A 16,659-nucleotide genomic window follows, 5' to 3' on the forward strand; every position below is an offset into this window, starting at 1 on the left:
GGCCCTCGCCGAACTCCGCGGCGTCGGACGCCTCGGCGACGTCGCCTTCGAGGGCGCGCAGGCCACCGTCAAGCTCGACGAGACCGCCGGCGCCCGCCTCACCCTCCAGGCCGGCGACATCACCGTCGGCCGCCTGAACGGCGCCGCGGACATCCGCACCCAGAAGGGCAACCTGAACATCACCGAAGCCCTGCACGGCACGGTCACCCTGCGCACCGAACACGGCGACATCTCCGTCGGCGCCGCCCGCGGAATCTCCGCCACCCTCGACGCCGGCACCGCCTACGGCCGCATCCACAACACCCTCAACAACACCGACGGCAACGCCGCCGGCCTCAACATCACCGCCACCACCTCCTACGGCAACATCACCGCCCGCAGCCTGTGAGCGGCCGGGTGGACTTCACCAATGGCTCACTGGATCAGGTCGGTGTGCGGATGCTCCGGGGACTCCGGGCAGACGTAGAGCTGCAGATTGTTGGTCCTGGAGATGTGGACCCTGGGCGGGCTCGACACGCCACCGTTGCCGGACTCAGCGAGGTCTCGATCCTCGTACGGGACCCAACTCTTGTTGCCGCTGTCCCATTCAACCGAGGCTATGGTCAGCAGCGGGACCATCCCGGCGCCACAGTCGGCGCAGAACCGGGCGACAGGATCGGTGAGGCCCCACGGGGCCCAGCCGCCGACCTTCCAGCCCGGGGCCTCGGACAGAGCGCTCGAGTAGAACGCCTCCGGGTAGGGCTCGTAGGAGCTGTCCACACCGGCGTCCGCCGCCTGCCACCTGTCCCAGTCCTTCAGCGGCTGCTGCAACTCCTTGCCCAACTCCAAGTAGTTGGGGTACTCGGTGATCCGCTCCGGCGCGAGCAAGCACGGCACCGGCATGTAGCCCTCGTATTCCCCCTCAGTCGACTCGGGCGGCGTGGCGAGGATGTCGGCGACCTCGGCGGCGGATCGCCAGACCAGCACGGTCGGAGGCTTGAAATCCGGCTCGTGCTCCCAGGGACACCACAGCACCTGGAGCAGATCGGCCCCTCCCGGCGGTCGCAGCAGGGGTGCGTCGCGCACGTACAGCTGGACCACGGGCACCATGGGGTTCGGACCCTCGTACTCCTCGTCGGTCGAACTGTCGTACAGCCCGTGCACCTCGTCGCAGTACGGCCACGGCTCGTCGGCGGGCCACAGCAACGGCCCACCGACCGAACTGTCCTGCGGCGACGGAGACCCGGGGCGCGGATGCAACCGGATCGCCGTGCGTGCCAGCGGAGCCAGTTCAGGGAAGAGCGCGGCGACGTCGAGCGGCCGCGGCGGAGTGGTACGGATGTGGTTCATAGCGGCGATGCTGCCAGCAGCCTCTGACAATGGACGACGCGTCGGAGAAACGGTCCCCCCTCACCCGACCGGGTGGCGCTACCGTCGAGCTGGAGACACCCGTCCACGACCTCGCACACGATCCGGTCCATGGGAGCAGTGATGGCCGCAGAAGCCAGGTATCAGCAGCCGGAGCGGGCCACGCCGGAGAACTGGATGTACCCGCCGGCCGACGGCTGGACGTACGACCAGGTGAAGGAGCTGGTCCTGCCATGTGACTGGGAACTACTGGGCGGGAAGATCGTGGTACGAGGAGAAACCAGGTGGTGGCACAACCGTGTGCGGAACCGGTTGTACACACGGATCGACGACCTTCTGCAGGAGCCCTACACCGTCGAGGCCGAGCAGGCACTGTTCGTGGACAAGCGCAACGCGCCACGGCCGGATGTCCTGGTCTTCGACAAGACCGGCCTCGACGTCGGCACCGTGGACTGCATCCCCGTCGAGAACGCCGTCCTCGCCATCGAGGTCGTCTCGCCCGGTTCCGTCTCGGAGGACCGGCTCTACAAGCCCACCATCTACGCCAGCGTGGGCATCGACTACTACTGGCGAGTGGAGCGAGGACCGGACATCGCTCCTGAGGTGCACGAGTTCTGGCGAGACGCCGAGGCAGGCCTTTTCGTCCCGAGCCCCGAACGCCGTACGCACGTCGGCACCCTCAAGACGACTGTGCCGTTCCCCATCGAGATCGATCTCCGCAACCTGATCAAGATCTGACCGCCACGCCCCAGTTCAGCGGCTCGCCGCAAGCGGCAGCTCGCACCACACCGTCTTGCCGATGCCGTGCGGGCGGGGGCAGAAGCCCCACCTTTCGGCAAGCGCGGCCACGAGCCGCAGGCCCCGCCCCGCCTCCTCGTCGACCGACGCCCGGCAGCGCCGGGGGATCCCGTCGCCCGCGTCCGACACCTCGATGCGCAGGTTTCCGTCGGCCACGATGCACAGCACGTGGATTTCCCGCCCCGGCGACACCCGCCCGTGCCTGCACGCGTTCGTCATCAACTCGCTGAGCAGCAGCACCGCCGTCTCGGCCGCCTCCTCCGGTGCCCGCCACGAGCGGGCCTGCTCGCGCAGCAGCCGCCGGGCTGCGCCGACACTGCGGGGGTGGCGGGTGAACCGCCACCAGACGTATGTGGGCGGGGCGTCGAGTCGCACGGCTGTCATCGGTGTCCTTGGTGCGCGAGCGTCGCTCGTGAGCGGGGAGTTTTCGGCGTTCAAGGCTCAAAGGGTGCTGTTGCGGGAGCAGAATCGGCAGTATCGACGTGGGTACGGGGCCCTGCCGTCCCCGGCATGGGCTCGGGAGGGGGCAAGCGCAGTGTCGACCGAGAGCTCACAACCGCCGATGGCCTGGCGCTATTGCGGCAACCAGATCAAGCTCTGGCGCGCGCAAGCCGGCGTGAGCCGGGAGCAGTTGGCGCAAGAGGCCAATTACGGTTACGAGAGCCTCAAGTCCATGGAACAGGGTCGGCGACGGCCGAGCCTGCGGCTCTTGCAGATCGCGGACGAGATGTGCGGGGCGAACGGGTTGCTGCTGGCGGCGCGGGACTATCTGCAGCCGGAGAAAATCGCCACACAGTTCGTCGAATTCGCCGCCGCCGAGGCTGAGGCCATCTCGCTGGCCTCATACGCTCCTCTCCTCATCCCGGGCCTGCTGCAGACCGAGGACTACGCGCGGGCTCTGATGAACAGCCACTGGCCGCCAGCGGATGATGAGACGATCGAAGAGCGCGTATCGCGCCGACTGAAGCGGCAGGAGAACCTGACGCGCAAGCCCGCGGCGATCTTCACCTACGTGGTCTACGAAGCGGCTCTACACACCGGAGTCGGCGGACCGGCCGTCATGAAAGCCCAGTTGGCCCACCTGATCGATGCAGGCCAGATGCGCAACATCTCCATCCAGGTGCTCCCCGTCGGCGGCTACGCGCCATCCCACCTCAATGGTTCGCTCGTGCTGGTGGAGACCGCTCAACACGAGCACTACGCCTACGTGGAGGGCCAGGGCACCTACGTTCTCCACTCGGACACGGAGACCGTGAGCACCCTCACCAAGTACCTAGACATGATCAGCAGGCAGGCACTGAGCAACGCGGAATCGGCACAGTTCATCGGAAAGGTAATGGCGGAGCTATGAGCGCCGAAGTCACCTGGTTCAAGTCCAGCTACAGCGACGGCGGCGGCCACGACTGCGTAGAGGTCGCCATCCCCAACGGCACGGTCCACGTCCGGGACTCGAAGCTCGGGTCGGCAAACGGCCATCCCCGAATAACAATCTCGCCCGCCACCTGGGCCGCCTTCACAGCCGAGCTTCGGGGGTCGAGGGTCGAGCCCCCTATGTAATGAATGGTGGGTTGGGACAACCCACCCACCCTCCCAACTCCCGCGTAAGCACACGCGGATGACTTTCCGCAACCGAGTCGCCACACCGCGCACTCGCCCTGTAGCGTGCGCAGCAACAAGCAACCCCCGCCGGTGCTACCAACACCAGACGGGGGTCTGACCACCAAGATCGAATCGAGCGATCCCGTGGCTGTAGCCAACCCTATCGTCGCCCCTCGCCCCTACGACCCCCCAATGGCCTCACCCGGCTACGGAAAGAAATCCGCACCGGACCAGGCGCCGCGCAAAGCCGACACCTTCGCTCATCTGCCCCAGCGCGAGGCGTACATCGCCTCCCACATCGACCGTCTGCCCGAGGGCGCGGCCATGGACGTGAAGACGCTGGCCAAAGAGCTGCCCCTGTACGGCCAGCAAGCCATCGGCACGGCCCTCAACGCGCTCTCAACTGCCGGGCACCTGCGCCGTGAGCGCGAAACGGTCGGCGACGGGCGTACGCAGTGGGTGTTCCGCACGCACTTCTCCCGCACGCCGCGCAGCGACGCCTGGTGGGCGCGCCACCTGCAGGGCGACGTCCCGAAAGAGGCAGAGCCAGAGGCACCGGCAGAGGCACAGGCCAAAGCACCGGCGCAGCCGCGCGCCCGAGCGCCCCGCTCCGAGGCGTACGAGGCCCTCGCCGCGCTGGGCCGCACCGACGCCCGAATGACGCTCTCGGCATCCGAGTGCGAGGAGCTGGAGCCGCTCGCGGCGGAGTGGCTGGCCCGGGGCGTACCGCGAGAGCACATCGTCCGGGCCCTCACGACGGACTTGCCGGAGAACGTCCACGTCCCGGGGGCCTTCGCCCGTAGGCGCCTGAAGGACAAGATGCCGCCGGAGCCACTGCCCGAGCCGGCCCCGGCCCCGGTGCGGCGCCGCATGATGGAGTGCACCGGCTGCGGCACACCGGGCCGCCCGGAAGCGCTCTCCGGCGGCCTGTGCCGCGCCTGCCACGGCGAACACGCTGCTCAGCAGCAAGCCGCCGAGCCACCACCGGTCGACGTCCGTTCCCGCGCGGCGGCCGTACGGGCGGCCAGCCGGACCGGCCGGGATGCGTTCCTCGCCACGAAGAAACGCTGACGCGCCCGAGCCCCCTACTTGCCGCTGTCCTCCGCCAAGGTGTGCGCGACAAGGGCATTGGCGTGACCGTGCCCCAGGCCGTGCTCGGCCTTGAGCCAGGCGACCAGCTCCATGTGCTTGGCCAGAGGCGACGCACGGATGAGGTCCTTCCACTCCGCTATCGGCCGGCCGTACTTCTTCTCGATCGACGGGAAATAGCTGGCGGGGCCCTTCACGGTTTCAGTCATGCCCGGAGTCTGGCACCCACCACTGACAACGCAGCACCGGTCGAACTCCGGTCGAACTCCGGGCGGCCGGCCGGGCTGGCCGGGACTCGTTCCTCACGATGAAGGAACGGTGAAACCGGGCTTGCAGCGAGAGCCGGGTCGTACCGCACAATCGGCGGCACCAACCCGGATCTACAGACTGAGAGTCGCGAGATGCGCGTGTTATTGGTGGCGTACGGGTCGCGCGGGGACATCGAACCGCTGGTGGGACTCGCGGTGCGGTTACGGGCACGTGGCGCGGAGGTGCAGGTGTGCGCGCCGCCGGACTTCGCGGAGCTGCTGGACGGGTTCGGCCTGCCGCTGGTGCCGCTCGGGCCGTCGTTGCGCGAGCTGGCGACCGCGGAGGCGACGGGAGAGATTCCGCCGCTGGCGGAGAGCCTGCCCGAGCTCGCGGCCGGGTTGGTCGCCATGGCGTACGACACGGTCGCCGCGGTGGCCGAGGGATGTGACGCGGTGGTGGGGACCGGCATCTTCCCGGCCGCGGCCGCCGCGCGGTCGGTGGCCGAGGGGCTGGGCATCCCCTATGTGTTCGTGGCGTACTTCCCGACCTATCTGCCGTCGCCGCATCACCCGCCGTTCGAGATTCCGGGCCGGCCGTTCCCGCCGGGTGTGACCGACAACCGGGCGCTGTGGGACCTGGACGTCGAGACCATGAACGTGGTGTTCGGTACGGGGCTCAACGCCCACCGGGCGTCGATCGGCCTGCCGCTGGTGGACAGCTTCCGCGACTACGTCCTGACCGACCGCCCGTGGCTGGCGGCGGACCCGACCCTGGGCCCGTGGCCGGAGCCGGCGGACCTCGAGGTCGTACAGACCGGCGCATGGATACGGGAGGACGAACGCCCCCTTCCGGCCGATCTGGAGGCGTTCCTGGACGCCGGCACCCCACCGGTGTTCGTGGGCTTCGGCAGCATGGCCGTGCGCGACGCGGAGGACGTCACCCGGGCGGCCGTCGAGGCGGTCCGCGCACAGGGCTGCCGCGTACTCCTCTCCCGCGGCTGGGCCGACCTGGCCCTGGTCGACGACCAGGACGACTGCTTCGCCGTCGGCGAGGTCAACCAGCAGGCACTGTTCCGTAGGGTGGCCGCCGTCGTGCACCACGGCGGCGCGGGCACCACGACGACGGCCGCCCGGGCCGGCGCGCCGCAGGTGGTGGTCCCCCAGATGGGCGACCAGCCGTACTGGGCCGGCCGCGTGGCCGAGCTGGGCATCGGCGCGGCACACGACGGCCCGGTGCCGACCGCCGAGTCCCTGTCGGCCACGCTCAAGACGGCCCTGGCCCCCGAGACCCACGCACGAGCGGCTGCCGTGGCCGGCGCGATCCGTACCGACGGGGCGGAGGTGGCCGCGAAGCTGCTGCTCGACACGGTCACCGGGTGAACTCGTCGACAAGCTTGACGAATTCGTCCTCCTTCTCGAAGAACGCGACGTGCCCGGCGTCGATCTCGGCGTACGTGCTGTTCTCGATCGCGGCGTGCAGGAAGCGGCTGTTCTCGACCGGGACGCAGACGTCCTGGGTGCAGCCGATGACGAGGGTCGGGGCCTTCACGCGCGGCAGGAGGTCACGGATGTCGACGCGGAGGTCGAGGTCGACGTGGCGCAGGGTGCCGGGGGTGGGCGGCATGTTGGGGATGAGGAGTTCGACCTGGTCGCGGCCGATCGCGTTGAGGAAGCCGCGGCTGAAGCCGGTCATGGCGACGTGACGGCCGAAGGCGGCCGGGTCGGAGGTGCCGATCTGCTGCCACAGGGTGAAGTAGTTGCGCAGGTACTCGTCGCCGTCGGTGTGGGCCCATCCGGCGAGCAGGATCAGGCGGCGCACGAGGTCGGGACGGAGGGCGGCGACGGCCGCGGAGACCGTGGCGCCCATGGAGAAGCCCAGCAGGTCCACCGGGCCCTCGCCCGCGTCCTCGATGACGGCGATGACCTGCGCGGCCAGGCCCTCCACGGTCAGCGGGCCGCCGTCGTCCGTGGTGCGCTCGGTGCCGGACAGGTCGGGGGTGATCACCGTGTGGCCGGCGGTGAAGCGGGGGACGGTGCTGCCCCAGTTCACCGCGGCGCCGCCGGAGCCGGTGCCGTGGACGAGGACGAGGGCGGGGCCCGAGCCGGTGCGCTCGTAGTGGACGCGGGCGTCGGCGACGGTCACGGTGGCGGACGCAGCAGCGGCGGACATGGTGGTGGACATGGCTTCTCCTCCTGGGGTGGTGGGCGCCGGGGCGTCCGCTCCGGCAACGCCCACACTTCCGCCTGGTCAGCGGGGGCGGGAGAGCCCCGTCGACCCTGGGACCGGGAGTCCCTGGATACATCGCGGAGCCCTCCGGCAGGATGATCTTCATGACGATCGACCGCCGTGAGCTCGCCGACTTCCTCCGCCGTTCGCGCGAGCGGGTGCGCCCGCAGGACGCGGGGCTGGTCGCGGGCCCCAGGCGGCGCACACCGGGGCTGCGGCGCGAGGAGGTCGCCCACCTCGCGGGCATGTCGGCCGACTACCTGATCAGGCTGGAGCAGGCCCGGGGCCCGCAGCCGTCGCCGCAGATGCTCGCCGCGCTCGCCCGGGCCCTGCGGCTCAGCGACGACGAGCGCGACCACCTCCACCTGCTCGCCGGGCACCGCCCGCCCGCCGGCCGCGTCGCGGGCGACCAGGTCAGTGCGGGGCTGCTGCACCTGCTGGACCAGCTGCCCGGCACCCCGGCCCAGGTGATCAGCGACCTGGGCGACGTCCTGGCCCAGAACGACATGGCCCGGTCCCTGCTGGGCGGGGTGTGCACGGTGTCCGAGCACGGCCGCAACATCGTCTGGCGCTGGTTCGCCGACCCTGCCGCCCGCGACGCGTACCCGGCCGAGGAACACGACCACTACAGCCGCGTCCACGTCGCGGACCTGCGGGCCGCCGTGGGCCGCCGGGCCGGGGACCCGGCCGCCACCCGGCTGGTGGAGCGGCTGCGGGGCGCCAGCGAGGAGTTCGCCGCCCTGTGGGAGCTGCACGAGGTCGCCGTGCGCCGCCGCAGTCGCATGCGGGTGCTCCACTCGGTGATCGGCCCGGTGGACCTCGACTGCCAGGTCCTCCTCGCCCCGGAGGGCGACCAGCGCGTCGTCCTGCTCACCCCGCCGCCCGGCACGGACACGGCCGACCGCCTCGCGCTGCTCCGGGTCGTCGGCACCGAGCAGTTCACACCCGCCGGCTGAGGACCGGGCGGCCGCCGTCACCCGTTCGAAGGCGCAGGGGCTGCGCCGCACCGGCCGGGCGTGTGGGATGGGCGGGAGAGCTCGCCCTGGCCACAGAACGGGACAGTGATCGCCATGGGGTGCGAGGCCAACCTTCCCCCTCCTCTCCTTCCCCGCCGGATGACGCGCCCCTTCGACCTGCCCTTCGCAGCCAGGACCGACGTGGAGCGGCACCGCGCCGCCGCGCACTCCCGCTCCTGGATGCACCGGATGGGCCTGCTGCCCGACGGGCGCGCCCGGCACCGCGACGACCGCCACGACCGGCCCGACATACCGCTGTGGGCCGCCTCCGTCTTCGGCGACGCCACCGGCCCCGACCTCGACCTCTGCTCCGACCACGCCTGCTGGTGGGCGCACCTGGACGAGCTGCTCGACGGCCCCGTCGGGCACGACACGGTCCGGGTGCGGCGCCTGGTCGCGGACCTGGTCGCCGTGGTGACCGGCGGGGTACCGGGAGGCGCCGTACCCGCCGCCGAGCCCGTCGTGGCCGCGCTCGCCGACCTGTGGGCGAGGGAGTGCCAGGGCATGTCACCGGCCTGGCGGGCCCGCGCGGTCGGCCACTGGGCGGGCTTCCTCCATACGTGCGCCATCGCCTGCGACCACCGCCACCGCCGCCACCGGCCCGGCCGGCGCACCGCCCTGGGCATCGAGGACTATCTGCAACTGCGCGCCATCTCGGGCGTGGTGTGGGTGATCCTGGACTTCGCCGAGCGCGTCGGCCACTACGAGGTCCCGCCGGACATCCTGGAGAGCGCCCCCATGCAGGCCATGCGCCGCATCACGGCCCGCGTCACCGGCCTCACCCAGGACGTCCGCTCCCTCCCCGAGGAGGAGGCGGCCGGCGACCCGGACAACATGGTCCTCGTCCTCCAGGCCCAGGGCCTCACCCGCGAGCAGGCGATCACCCACGTCCACGCCGTCCTCCGCGAACAGACCGCGACCTTCCTGACGGAAGAGGCCCACATCCCCCGCCTGTGCGACCGCCTGTCCGTACCCCAGCGCGAACGCGCCCGCGTCTACCAGCACATCGCCGACATGCGCGCCATCATGCGCGGCAGCCACGACTTCTGTCTGACGGGCCGCCGCAGCGTCCGTGGCGGGAACAACGAACTCCGCTGCGTCCGCTTCTGATCCGACCGCCTGCCCGCCCGAAATGGCTTCGACAACCTCCCGCGCCCAGGTCACGATCACTCCATGACGAGCCTGAGCAACCGCGCCGAGCAAGCCGTCCGCATCGCCGTCGAGGCGGGCCGGCAACTGGGGCTGCGCGCCGACGAGCCCCGGGTGCTGCACGACGTCTTCAACGTCCTGGTCCATCTCGCGCCCGACCCGGTCGTCGTGCGCGTACCGTCCCTGACCCTCATGGGCGCCGACGCGCTGGTGGCGAAGCAGCGGCGCGAGCTCGCCGTGGCGGGCTGGCTGGCGGACGCGGGGGCACCGGTGGTGGGGCCGAGCCCGCTGGTGCCGCGGGAGCCGGTGGAGTGCGAGGGCCGCTCGCTGACGTTCTGGGAGTTCGTCGACGAGGTCGACCCCATCGCGGAGGCGATCGCGTCCGACCCGCAGGCCCTGGAGGACCGCTTCGTCGAACAGACCGGCTGGGCCGCCGGCCTGCACGCCGCGCTCGCCGGCTACCCCGGCGAGCTGCCGACGCTCTCCCCGCTGGTGCCCGCCATAGGCGAAGCACTGACCGAACTGGCCCGGGCGCGGCCCGAGTTCCTCACCGCCGAGGACCTCGACCGGGCCGGACGCGAGTACGCGGCGCTCGAAGCCCTCGTCCGCGACTTCCCCGCGTACTTCCCCGGGGTCCGGCTGCAGGCCCTGCACGGCGACTCCCCCGCGTACAACCTCCTGCGCACCGCCACCGGGCACCTCTTCAGCGACTTCGAGGACGTCACGCGCGGCCCGGTCGAGTGGGACCTGACCCTCGTCGGCCCGCGCGCCGTCGAGGAGTACGAGCGCGCCTCCGGCACCCGGGTCGACCGCGCCCTCCTGGAGGTCATGGAGGGAGCGCGGCTGCTGCAGGTGGTGAGCGCGCTGGCCGCCGTGCCGCTGATGCCCGAGCTGGGGCCGATGCTCGAACCCGCCGTGGCCCAGTGGCGCGCCCGCACCCCGCTCACGCTGCCGGCCTTGGGCTGACCGTCAGCCGTCTGTCCGGCGGCCGAAGTGCACGGTCTTCGCCGTCAGCAGGAACAGGTCCGCCCGCCGGTCGACCCCCGCCGGGTCGGCCGGGTCGAGCAGCCGGTCCAGCGTCGCCAGGTCCTCGGCGTCCAGGTCCTCGGTGAGCGTCTTGCGGTGCCGCTCCAGCGCCTGCCGCACCGACTGCCGGGGGCCGTCCGCCAGCGGAGCGGGGTGGTCCACGAGGAAGGTCCGGCTGCGTACGTCGGCCAGGCCCGCGGCGCGCAGCATGCCGGGCCAGTCCTCGACCACCGCCACGGTCCCGGGCAGCTCGGCCCGCATCCGGCTGAAGCGCTCCGCCATCGCCGCGGCCAGCCGGTCCTGCAGTCCGGGCCGCCCGAAGCCCAGGTCGCGGGGCAGCCAGTGGGGCGACAGGCCGCCCTCGACGATCGCCAGGTGCCCGCCGGGCTCCAGCAGCCCGGCCAGCCGGTCCAGCGCGTCCTGCTGGTCACCCACGTGGTGCACGACCTGCCCCGACCAGATCAGGTCCGCCGGGTCCAGGCCCGCGAGCCCCTCCGGGAACTCCGCCACCTGGGTCCGCAGCCGGACGCCGAGCCGGTCGGCCCGCCGCCCGGCCCGCTCCAGCAGCTCGGGCGAGCCGTCCACCGCGGTGACCTCGGCCTGCGGGAACGTCTGCGCCAGGCGGCAGGCCGCGACGCCCGGGCCGCTGCCGATGTCCAGGATCCGCCGGGGGGTGAGGTGGGCCAGCTCCTCGAAGGCCTGCCGCACGTAGGGGCTGTGGGTCTCGCCCTCGCGCTCGAGCATGTCGGCCATCGCGGCCCAGTCGAAATCGTTCATCGCACCTGTTCCAGTTCCAGTCGCTCGTCGCCTGCTGTGAGCCGACGATGCGCCCGGACGGGGGCGGTTGCCAAAGGTTCTTGCGGTTTCCGCAAAAAGCGGGAAGCAAGGGTAGGCGTTCAGGAAGGGCGCCCGGGCTGGTCGTCCTCGCCCGCCATGACGTAGGCACCGCCTTCGAGCCGCTCGACCAGCCCGCGCGTCCACTGCGCGCCGCTGTCCGCGGTGTGCAGCCACATCCCCATGATCTCGCCGATGTGGCCCCAGTCCTCGCCCTCCGCCGGGGCCCAGCGCCGGCGGACGTCGTCGCGCCACTCCTCCAGCCCGGCCAGCCGCTCCTTGAGCAGGGCGATCGCCTCCGCGCGCGGCAGGTCGACGATGAAGCCGACGCCGGCCGTGAGGACGTCGACCTTCTGGTCGACGGAGGAGAGCGCCTCCCGCAGCAGCCGCAGGTACTCCCGCTCCCCCGCCCCGGTCAGCTCGTACTCCGTGCGCGGCGGGCCGCCCGCCTCGCTCGGCGCGACGTCGTGCGCGATGAGCAGGCCTTGCCCGGCCATGGCCTTGAGCGCGTGGTAGATCGACCCCGGCTTGGCGTTGGACCACTCGTCCGCGCCCCAGAACTCCAGGTCGCCGCGGACCTGGTACCCGTGGGCCCGCCCGTGCCGGCGGACCGCGCCCAGCACCAGCAGCCGGATGGCCGACATCTTCTGCCTCAGCCTCCTCAAGCCATGACCTTGCTGAGGCTGTCCAGCCTAGGCGCCGGTGCCGCGCTCCTCGTCCACCAGCCCGAAGGCGGTCCTGCCGTCGAGCGACTCGCGGATGACGTCGGCGTGGCCCGCGTGCCGGGCGACCTCCTCGATGAGGTGCAGCAGCAGCCAGCGCATCGACACCCGCGAGGACGCCGGGAACCAGGGCGCCTCGGGCAGCGCGAAGGTGTCCTCCAGGCTGGGGGCCGAACGGATGAACTCCTCCATCTCGGTGGCGATCTTCTCCCAGAGGGCGAGCTGCCCGGCGACGCTCTCGCCCTCCAGCAGCAGGAAGCTTTCGCCCCAGTTCTCGGGCGTGCGCTCGATGTCCTCCGGCCGCCCCTGGGCCAGGCGCAGCCAGGTGAGCTCGGCGTCCGCCACGTGCTTGAGCAGCCCGCCCAGCGACAGCTCGCTGGCGCTCGGCTTCCGCCGCACCTGCTCCTCCGTCAGGCCGAGGACGGACCGGCGGATCGCACCGCGCTGCGCCTCCAGGAAGTCCAGCAGGGTGCCGCGCTCGTCGGAGGTGCTCTTCTCGATCACGTGGATGGGCATGGGATCCGCCTTTCGCCGTCGTCGTCCGAACACGGCCAACGGTAGGACGGGAGTAGGTCAACCCCTGTCCTATATCCCTCCGGAATCCCGTTCTCAGAAAGGAAATCTGCTCCGTCCGTGCTGGATCGATATCCACTTGGTCGTGGTGAACGCCTCCACCATCGAATCGCCGTTCAACCGTCCCACCCCCGAGTGCTTCTCGCCCCCGAACGGCACGATGGCCTCGTCGTGCACCGTCCCGTCGTTGACGTGCACCATCCCCGTCTCGATGCGCTTGGCGACGCGTACGCCCCGCTCCACGTCCCCGGTGTGCACGGCGCCGCTCAGGCCGTACGGGGTGCCGTTGGCGAGCCGGATCGCCTCCTCCTCGCCGTCGAAGGGGATGATCAGCGCGACCGGGCCGAAGATCTCCTGGCCCAGGATCGGCGCGTCGTCCGCCAGGCCGGTGAGCACGGACGGGCCGACCAGCGTGCCCTCCGTCCGGCCGCGTACGAGCGCGGTGGCGCCGTCCGCGACGGTCTGCTCCACGAGCGTGGTGATCGCCTCCGCCTGGCCGGCGTTGATGAGGGGGCCGATGTGCGTAGCCGGGTCACCGGGGTCGCCGACCTTCAGGGTCCGCACCTTGGCGACGAACTTCTCCGTGAATTCACGCTCCACCGACCGGTCGACCAGTACGCGGTTGGCGGCCATGCAGACCTGGCCCTGGTGGATGAAACGGCTGAAAACCGCGGCGTCCACGGCGTAGTCGAGGTCGGCGTCGTCGAGGACGATCAGCGCGCTGTTGCCGCCGAGCTCGAGGATGGTGCGCTTGAAGTGGGAGGCGGCGACGGTGGCGACGTGGCGGCCGACCTTGTCGGAGCCGGTGAAGGAGATCACCTTCGGCACGGGGTGCTCGATGAGCGCGTCGCCGATCTCGGCTATGTCGGTGACGACGACGTTCAGCAGCCCACCGGGCAGCCCCGCCTCCTCCAGCACCTTCGCCACCAGCCCGCCGCCGCATATCGGGGTGTTCTGGTGCGGCTTGAGGACGACGGCGTTGCCGAGGGCGAGCGCCGGCGCGACGGACTTGATCGACAGTAAGAAGGGGAAGTTGAACGGGCTGATCACCCCGACGACCCCGACCGGCACCCGGTAGAGCCGGTTCTCCTTGGTGTCGTCCGGGGAGGGCAGGATCCGCCCCTCGGCGCGCAGCGCGAGGTGGATCGCCTCCCGCAGGAACTCACGGGCCAGGTGCAGCTCGAAGGCGGCCTTGAGCGCCGTGCCGCCGCACTCCGCCGTGATGGCGGCCGTCAGCTCGGCCTCGCGGTCGTCGATGATGCGCACCGCCCGCTCGAAGACGAGCCGGCGGGTGTACGGGTTGGTGGCGGCCCACGCGGGCTGGGCGCGCTCGGCGGCGCGGTAGGCGTCGTCGATCTCCTTCGCGCTGGCCACGGTGATGGAGGCGAGCTTCTCCCCGTCGTAGGGGTTGAAGTCCACAATGTCCCAGGAGCCGCTGCCGGCCCGCCACTCACCGTCGATGTACTGGTGGGCGAGCTCGCTGAAGAGGGAGTCGTATGTGCCGGGGCCGCTGCCCGGTCCGGTGCCGTAGGACATGCTGCGCCATCCTGTCTGCGAAAGGCGGGGCGCCCGTGGCGCCCGTAATGATGTGGGTGCGCGTGCTTACTCCTGATGCGACGTCATCGTACTGATGTGTCAGCGGAGTTGAAGGAGGCGCCCGATGAGATCGCGGCTCCTGGCCGGGGACAGACTGTCGGCGTGCAGCCGCTCCATGACCCGCTCGTACTGCGCGACGTCCTCGGATTTGTCCAGGTAGAGGGCGCTGGTGAGCTGCTCCAGGTACACCACGTCGGACAGGTCCGACTCGGGGAAGCGCAGCATGGTGAAGGCGCCGCTCTCGCCCGCGTGTCCACCGTGCGCGAAGGGCATCACCTGCAGCGTGACGTTGGCCTGCTCGGAGATGTCGATGAGGTGCTGGAGCTGATCGCGCATGACCGTTTCGCCACCGTACGGGCGGTGCAGTGCCGCCTCGTCCAGGACGGCGTGGAACCGTGGCGCACGCTCGGAGAACAGCAGCTTCTGGCGCTCCATGCGCAGCGAGACGCGCCGCTCGACCTCGGCCTCGTCCGCCTGGGGCTGGCCGCGCACGACGACGGCGTGGGCGTAGCCCTCGGTCTGGAGCAGGCCGTGCACGAACTGCACCTCGTAGATCGAGATGTGCGAGGCGGCGCCCTCCAGGCCCACGTAGGTCTGGAACCAGCTGGGCAGCACGTCGCCGTAGCTGTGCCACCAGCCCGCGACATTGGCCTCGCGGGCCAGACCGAGCAGCGCCTCGCGCTCGGCGCCGTCGGTGACTCCGTAGAGCGTGAGGAGGTCCTCCACATCACGCGCCTTGAAGCTCACACGGCCCAACTCCATACGGCTGATCTTCGACTCGGACGCACGGATCGAGTACCCGGCTGCCTCGCGCGTGATGCCACGCGACTCGCGCAGCCGCCTGAGCTGCGAGCCCAGGAGTATGCGTCGCACCACCGAACCGCTCGACTCGTTCGTGGCCATCTCTGCGACCCTTCCTCTTCCGGTCCTGTTCCGGTCTTGTCTGTTCCGCACCCTTCTGAGGGCGACCCCCGCTACCCCCGGCGCCGAAGTCTGCCATCTTCGGGCTCCGTTGAGTGCATGTCCGGTTACGCAGACAAGCCAACTGCCGGAGCGCTACGGCAGAGGGCGTAGGGAGAATTGCTCCCCAACCACCTTGTGCGCCCCCAAATCCCCCCCGTGCACGTGCATCTGCCCTTGCATCCGCCCCGCGCATTGGCAACCATGGAGCTCGCACACGTGCACGTCACGTCCTCGATTGCCAGGAGTGCCTCGGATGGGTACCGAAGGATCGACTGTGCTCTCTCCCTTATGGAGAGGGTTGTCCCCGATCGACTCATCCACCGTCCCCCACTCCGCGTCCTGTGCGCTGCCACCGCGCTTCGAAGCGGTGCGGAACGCCCGGAAGTTCACCAGCGCCACGCTCCATCAGTGGGATCTGGGAGGACTCTTCGACGACGTCGCGCTGGTCGTCTCCGAACTGGTGACGAACTCGATGCGCTACGCCGTACCGACGGAGCTCGTCGGCACGGAGTACGAACCATCCGTACGTCTGCACCTGATGCGCTGGACGTCGCGGTTGGTGTGTGCGGTACGCGACCCAAGTGAGGCGGGGCCGGTCTCGGGGGAGGCCGCCGCGGGGGATGAGTGCGGGCGCGGGCTGTTCCTGGTGGAGTCGTTCAGCGACGCGTGGGGCTGGCACCCCCTGGCGGGTGCGCTGCACGGCAAGGTCGTCTGGGCGCTGTTCCGCCTGCCGCGCGACTGACGACACCGCCGGGGACGACAGCCCGCGCCCGCACGACAGCCCGTACCCGCGTGCGAGCCGCGCCCCGACCATCGGACTATTCGCAGATCAGGTAGTCGAATTCGCCGTCCTTGATTCCCAGGAGCATCGCCTCGATCTCGGCGGGGGTGTACACCAGCGCCGGACCGTCGGGATGACGGGAGTTGCGCACGGCGACCCCGCCTCCCGGCAGCTTCGCGAACTCCACGCAGGAGCCCTGGGAGTTGGAGTGCCGGCTCTTTCGCCAGACGACATCATCGATGTCCGAGGCGGCCATGCCGTTGTACGCCTGGGGCACTGGACTCTCCCGGATCATTGCAGGGGGCATCCTCTCCCAGAACGCGGTTTCGAGGATGGCAACTGCTCCGGATCATAGCCGCGTTCATGTGCCTCTGCATGAGCCGATGCACGTGCACTCAGGGTGTTCCCGCCACTACATCACGACTTCTTCCCGGAAGGGGAACCTCCAGAGGAATAGGGCAGCAGGGCCATCTCCCGGGCATTCTTGATCGCACGCGTCAGCTGCCGCTGCTGCTGCACGGAGACCCGCGTCACCCGGCGGCTGCGGATCTTCCCCCGGTCGGAAATGAACTTCCGCAGCAGGTCGGTGTCCTTGTAGTCGATGACGGTGATTCCCGCCGCGTCCAGGGGATTCGGTCGCGGCTTGAGGTTCTTGCGGTGATCGGGGCGGCGGCTCATGGGCCAGAAATCC

General features: G+C 70.7%; 21 protein-coding genes. 10 read left to right on the forward strand and 11 right to left on the reverse strand.

Going from position 1 to position 16,659, the window contains the following annotated elements; genetic code table 11:
* Positions 1 to 388: DUF4097 family beta strand repeat-containing protein (locus AB0G59_RS16820; protein WP_360912216.1), on the forward strand; the 388-nt coding region annotated here is incomplete at its 5' end.
* Between the two features lie 26 nt (positions 389 to 414).
* Here the strand turns inward: AB0G59_RS16820 and AB0G59_RS16825 are convergent.
* Positions 415 to 1,329 (reverse strand): hypothetical protein, encoded by a 915-nt coding sequence (locus tag AB0G59_RS16825; RefSeq protein ID WP_360912218.1) that lies wholly within the window; start codon positions 1,327 to 1,329, stop codon positions 415 to 417.
* Between the two features lie 129 nt (positions 1,330 to 1,458).
* Here AB0G59_RS16825 and AB0G59_RS16830 point away from each other — a divergent pair, with 129 nt between their 5' ends.
* Complete coding sequence (locus AB0G59_RS16830) at positions 1,459 to 2,085, forward strand: Uma2 family endonuclease (RefSeq protein WP_360912220.1); 627 nt, start codon at positions 1,459 to 1,461, stop codon at positions 2,083 to 2,085.
* A 15-nt stretch (positions 2,086 to 2,100) separates the two neighbouring features.
* On the opposite strand, the gene AB0G59_RS16835 is transcribed toward AB0G59_RS16830, so the two are convergent.
* Entirely contained in the window at positions 2,101 to 2,529 is a 429-nt protein-coding gene (locus AB0G59_RS16835; RefSeq protein ID WP_360912222.1) for an ATP-binding protein, read from the reverse strand.
* A 151-nt stretch (positions 2,530 to 2,680) separates the two neighbouring features.
* Between AB0G59_RS16835 and AB0G59_RS16840 the strand changes: the two genes are divergently transcribed.
* The 3 genes from AB0G59_RS16840 (at position 2,681) to AB0G59_RS16850 (ending at position 4,815) form a co-directional block, all read left to right on the forward strand.
* Positions 2,681 to 3,496 carry a helix-turn-helix transcriptional regulator gene (locus tag AB0G59_RS16840; RefSeq protein WP_360912225.1) on the forward strand — a complete coding sequence of 272 codons (816 nt, stop codon included), beginning with the start codon at positions 2,681 to 2,683 and terminating at the stop codon, positions 3,494 to 3,496.
* On the forward strand, positions 3,493 to 3,702 hold the full coding sequence (locus AB0G59_RS16845) for a DUF397 domain-containing protein (RefSeq protein ID WP_360912227.1): 210 nt from the start codon (positions 3,493 to 3,495) through the stop codon (positions 3,700 to 3,702). The genes AB0G59_RS16840 and AB0G59_RS16845 overlap by 4 nt, the downstream gene beginning before the upstream one ends.
* Before the next feature lie 234 nt (positions 3,703 to 3,936).
* Complete coding sequence (locus tag AB0G59_RS16850) at positions 3,937 to 4,815, forward strand: hypothetical protein (protein ID WP_360912229.1); 879 nt, start codon at positions 3,937 to 3,939, stop codon at positions 4,813 to 4,815.
* 14 nt (positions 4,816 to 4,829) lie between these two features.
* Here AB0G59_RS16850 and AB0G59_RS16855 read toward each other — a convergent pair whose 3' ends face one another.
* Entirely contained in the window at positions 4,830 to 5,042 is a 213-nt protein-coding gene (locus tag AB0G59_RS16855) for a DUF4287 domain-containing protein (RefSeq protein WP_360912231.1), read from the reverse strand.
* A 192-nt stretch (positions 5,043 to 5,234) separates the two neighbouring features.
* Between AB0G59_RS16855 and AB0G59_RS16860 the strand changes: the two genes are divergently transcribed.
* The gene (locus AB0G59_RS16860) at positions 5,235 to 6,461 is read left to right on the forward strand and encodes a glycosyltransferase (RefSeq protein ID WP_360912234.1); all 1,227 of its coding nucleotides are present in this window, start codon (positions 5,235 to 5,237) and stop codon (positions 6,459 to 6,461) included.
* Here the strand turns inward: AB0G59_RS16860 and AB0G59_RS16865 are convergent.
* Positions 6,451 to 7,263, reverse strand: a complete 813-nt coding sequence (locus AB0G59_RS16865; protein ID WP_360912236.1) for an alpha/beta hydrolase — start codon at positions 7,261 to 7,263, stop codon at positions 6,451 to 6,453. The genes AB0G59_RS16860 and AB0G59_RS16865 overlap by 11 nt on opposite strands.
* Positions 7,264 to 7,403: 140 nt before the next feature.
* Here AB0G59_RS16865 and AB0G59_RS16870 point away from each other — a divergent pair, with 140 nt between their 5' ends.
* The 3 genes from AB0G59_RS16870 to AB0G59_RS16880 all read left to right on the forward strand — a co-directional run bounded on the left by AB0G59_RS16870 (position 7,404) and on the right by AB0G59_RS16880 (position 10,439).
* Positions 7,404 to 8,264: a helix-turn-helix transcriptional regulator gene (locus tag AB0G59_RS16870; protein ID WP_360912238.1), complete on the forward strand. Its 861-nt coding sequence runs from the start codon at positions 7,404 to 7,406 to the stop codon at positions 8,262 to 8,264.
* Positions 8,265 to 8,423: 159 nt separating this feature from the next.
* On the forward strand, positions 8,424 to 9,434 hold the full coding sequence (locus AB0G59_RS16875) for a hypothetical protein (protein WP_360912241.1): 1,011 nt from the start codon (positions 8,424 to 8,426) through the stop codon (positions 9,432 to 9,434).
* A gap of 63 nt (positions 9,435 to 9,497) precedes the next feature.
* The gene (locus tag AB0G59_RS16880) at positions 9,498 to 10,439 is read left to right on the forward strand and encodes a phosphotransferase (protein ID WP_360912243.1); all 942 of its coding nucleotides are present in this window, start codon (positions 9,498 to 9,500) and stop codon (positions 10,437 to 10,439) included.
* 3 nt (positions 10,440 to 10,442) lie between these two features.
* Here AB0G59_RS16880 and AB0G59_RS16885 read toward each other — a convergent pair whose 3' ends face one another.
* The 5 genes from AB0G59_RS16885 to AB0G59_RS16905 all read right to left on the reverse strand — a co-directional run bounded on the left by AB0G59_RS16885 (position 10,443) and on the right by AB0G59_RS16905 (position 15,127).
* The gene (locus AB0G59_RS16885; protein ID WP_360912245.1) at positions 10,443 to 11,276 is read right to left on the reverse strand and encodes a methyltransferase; all 834 of its coding nucleotides are present in this window, start codon (positions 11,274 to 11,276) and stop codon (positions 10,443 to 10,445) included.
* Between the two features lie 119 nt (positions 11,277 to 11,395).
* Positions 11,396 to 11,977: a PadR family transcriptional regulator gene (locus AB0G59_RS16890; RefSeq protein ID WP_360912487.1), complete on the reverse strand. Its 582-nt coding sequence runs from the start codon at positions 11,975 to 11,977 to the stop codon at positions 11,396 to 11,398.
* 48 nt (positions 11,978 to 12,025) lie between these two features.
* Positions 12,026 to 12,571, reverse strand: coding sequence for a DinB family protein (locus AB0G59_RS16895; RefSeq protein ID WP_360912248.1), 546 nt, complete (start codon positions 12,569 to 12,571; stop codon positions 12,026 to 12,028).
* Positions 12,572 to 12,664: 93 nt separating this feature from the next.
* A complete protein-coding gene (locus AB0G59_RS16900) occupies positions 12,665 to 14,164 on the reverse strand; it encodes an aldehyde dehydrogenase family protein (protein ID WP_360912251.1) in 1,500 nt (499 codons plus the stop codon).
* Positions 14,165 to 14,263: 99 nt separating this feature from the next.
* Positions 14,264 to 15,127, reverse strand: coding sequence for a helix-turn-helix transcriptional regulator (locus tag AB0G59_RS16905; protein WP_360912254.1), 864 nt, complete (start codon positions 15,125 to 15,127; stop codon positions 14,264 to 14,266).
* Between the two features lie 313 nt (positions 15,128 to 15,440).
* Between AB0G59_RS16905 and AB0G59_RS16910 the strand changes: the two genes are divergently transcribed.
* Positions 15,441 to 15,929 (forward strand): ATP-binding protein, encoded by a 489-nt coding sequence (locus AB0G59_RS16910; RefSeq protein WP_360912256.1) that lies wholly within the window; start codon positions 15,441 to 15,443, stop codon positions 15,927 to 15,929.
* Positions 15,930 to 16,005: 76 nt separating this feature from the next.
* Here AB0G59_RS16910 and AB0G59_RS16915 read toward each other — a convergent pair whose 3' ends face one another.
* Entirely contained in the window at positions 16,006 to 16,245 is a 240-nt protein-coding gene (locus tag AB0G59_RS16915) for a DUF397 domain-containing protein (RefSeq protein ID WP_104531642.1), read from the reverse strand.
* Between the two features lie 140 nt (positions 16,246 to 16,385).
* A complete protein-coding gene (gene rpsR / locus AB0G59_RS16920) occupies positions 16,386 to 16,646 on the reverse strand; it encodes a 30S ribosomal protein S18 (RefSeq protein ID WP_071963840.1) in 261 nt (86 codons plus the stop codon).
* Positions 16,647 to 16,659 lie beyond the last annotated feature (13 nt).

This window comes from Streptomyces sp. NPDC021096, from assembly GCF_040641275.1.
Classification (GTDB): Bacteria; Actinomycetota; Actinomycetes; order Streptomycetales; family Streptomycetaceae; genus Streptomyces.

Excerpts from the sequence above, each read along its gene's own strand:
- AB0G59_RS16865 (WP_360912236.1), bottom strand. The coding sequence starts at position 7,263 with ATGTCCACCACCATGTCCGCCGCTGCTGCGTCCGCCACCGTGACCGTC.
- AB0G59_RS16890 (WP_360912487.1), bottom strand. The coding sequence starts at position 11,977 with ATGTCGGCCATCCGGCTGCTGGTGCTGGGCGCGGTCCGCCGGCACGGG.
- AB0G59_RS16905 (WP_360912254.1), bottom strand. The coding sequence starts at position 15,127 with ATGGCCACGAACGAGTCGAGCGGTTCGGTGGTGCGACGCATACTCCTG.
- AB0G59_RS16910 (WP_360912256.1), top strand. The coding sequence starts at position 15,441 with ATGGGTACCGAAGGATCGACTGTGCTCTCTCCCTTATGGAGAGGGTTG.
- AB0G59_RS16870 (WP_360912238.1), top strand. The coding sequence starts at position 7,404 with ATGATCTTCATGACGATCGACCGCCGTGAGCTCGCCGACTTCCTCCGC.
- rpsR (WP_071963840.1), bottom strand. The coding sequence starts at position 16,646 with ATGAGCCGCCGCCCCGATCACCGCAAGAACCTCAAGCCGCGACCGAAT.
- AB0G59_RS16900 (WP_360912251.1), bottom strand. The coding sequence starts at position 14,164 with ATGTCCTACGGCACCGGACCGGGCAGCGGCCCCGGCACATACGACTCC.
- AB0G59_RS16855 (WP_360912231.1), bottom strand. The coding sequence starts at position 5,042 with ATGACTGAAACCGTGAAGGGCCCCGCCAGCTATTTCCCGTCGATCGAG.
- AB0G59_RS16880 (WP_360912243.1), top strand. The coding sequence starts at position 9,498 with ATGACGAGCCTGAGCAACCGCGCCGAGCAAGCCGTCCGCATCGCCGTC.
- AB0G59_RS16850 (WP_360912229.1), top strand. The coding sequence starts at position 3,937 with ATGGCCTCACCCGGCTACGGAAAGAAATCCGCACCGGACCAGGCGCCG.
- AB0G59_RS16885 (WP_360912245.1), bottom strand. The coding sequence starts at position 11,276 with ATGAACGATTTCGACTGGGCCGCGATGGCCGACATGCTCGAGCGCGAG.
- AB0G59_RS16875 (WP_360912241.1), top strand. The coding sequence starts at position 8,424 with ATGACGCGCCCCTTCGACCTGCCCTTCGCAGCCAGGACCGACGTGGAG.
- AB0G59_RS16835 (WP_360912222.1), bottom strand. The coding sequence starts at position 2,529 with ATGACAGCCGTGCGACTCGACGCCCCGCCCACATACGTCTGGTGGCGG.
- AB0G59_RS16830 (WP_360912220.1), top strand. The coding sequence starts at position 1,459 with ATGGGAGCAGTGATGGCCGCAGAAGCCAGGTATCAGCAGCCGGAGCGG.
- AB0G59_RS16895 (WP_360912248.1), bottom strand. The coding sequence starts at position 12,571 with ATGCCCATCCACGTGATCGAGAAGAGCACCTCCGACGAGCGCGGCACC.
- AB0G59_RS16845 (WP_360912227.1), top strand. The coding sequence starts at position 3,493 with ATGAGCGCCGAAGTCACCTGGTTCAAGTCCAGCTACAGCGACGGCGGC.
- AB0G59_RS16860 (WP_360912234.1), top strand. The coding sequence starts at position 5,235 with ATGCGCGTGTTATTGGTGGCGTACGGGTCGCGCGGGGACATCGAACCG.
- AB0G59_RS16825 (WP_360912218.1), bottom strand. The coding sequence starts at position 1,329 with ATGAACCACATCCGTACCACTCCGCCGCGGCCGCTCGACGTCGCCGCG.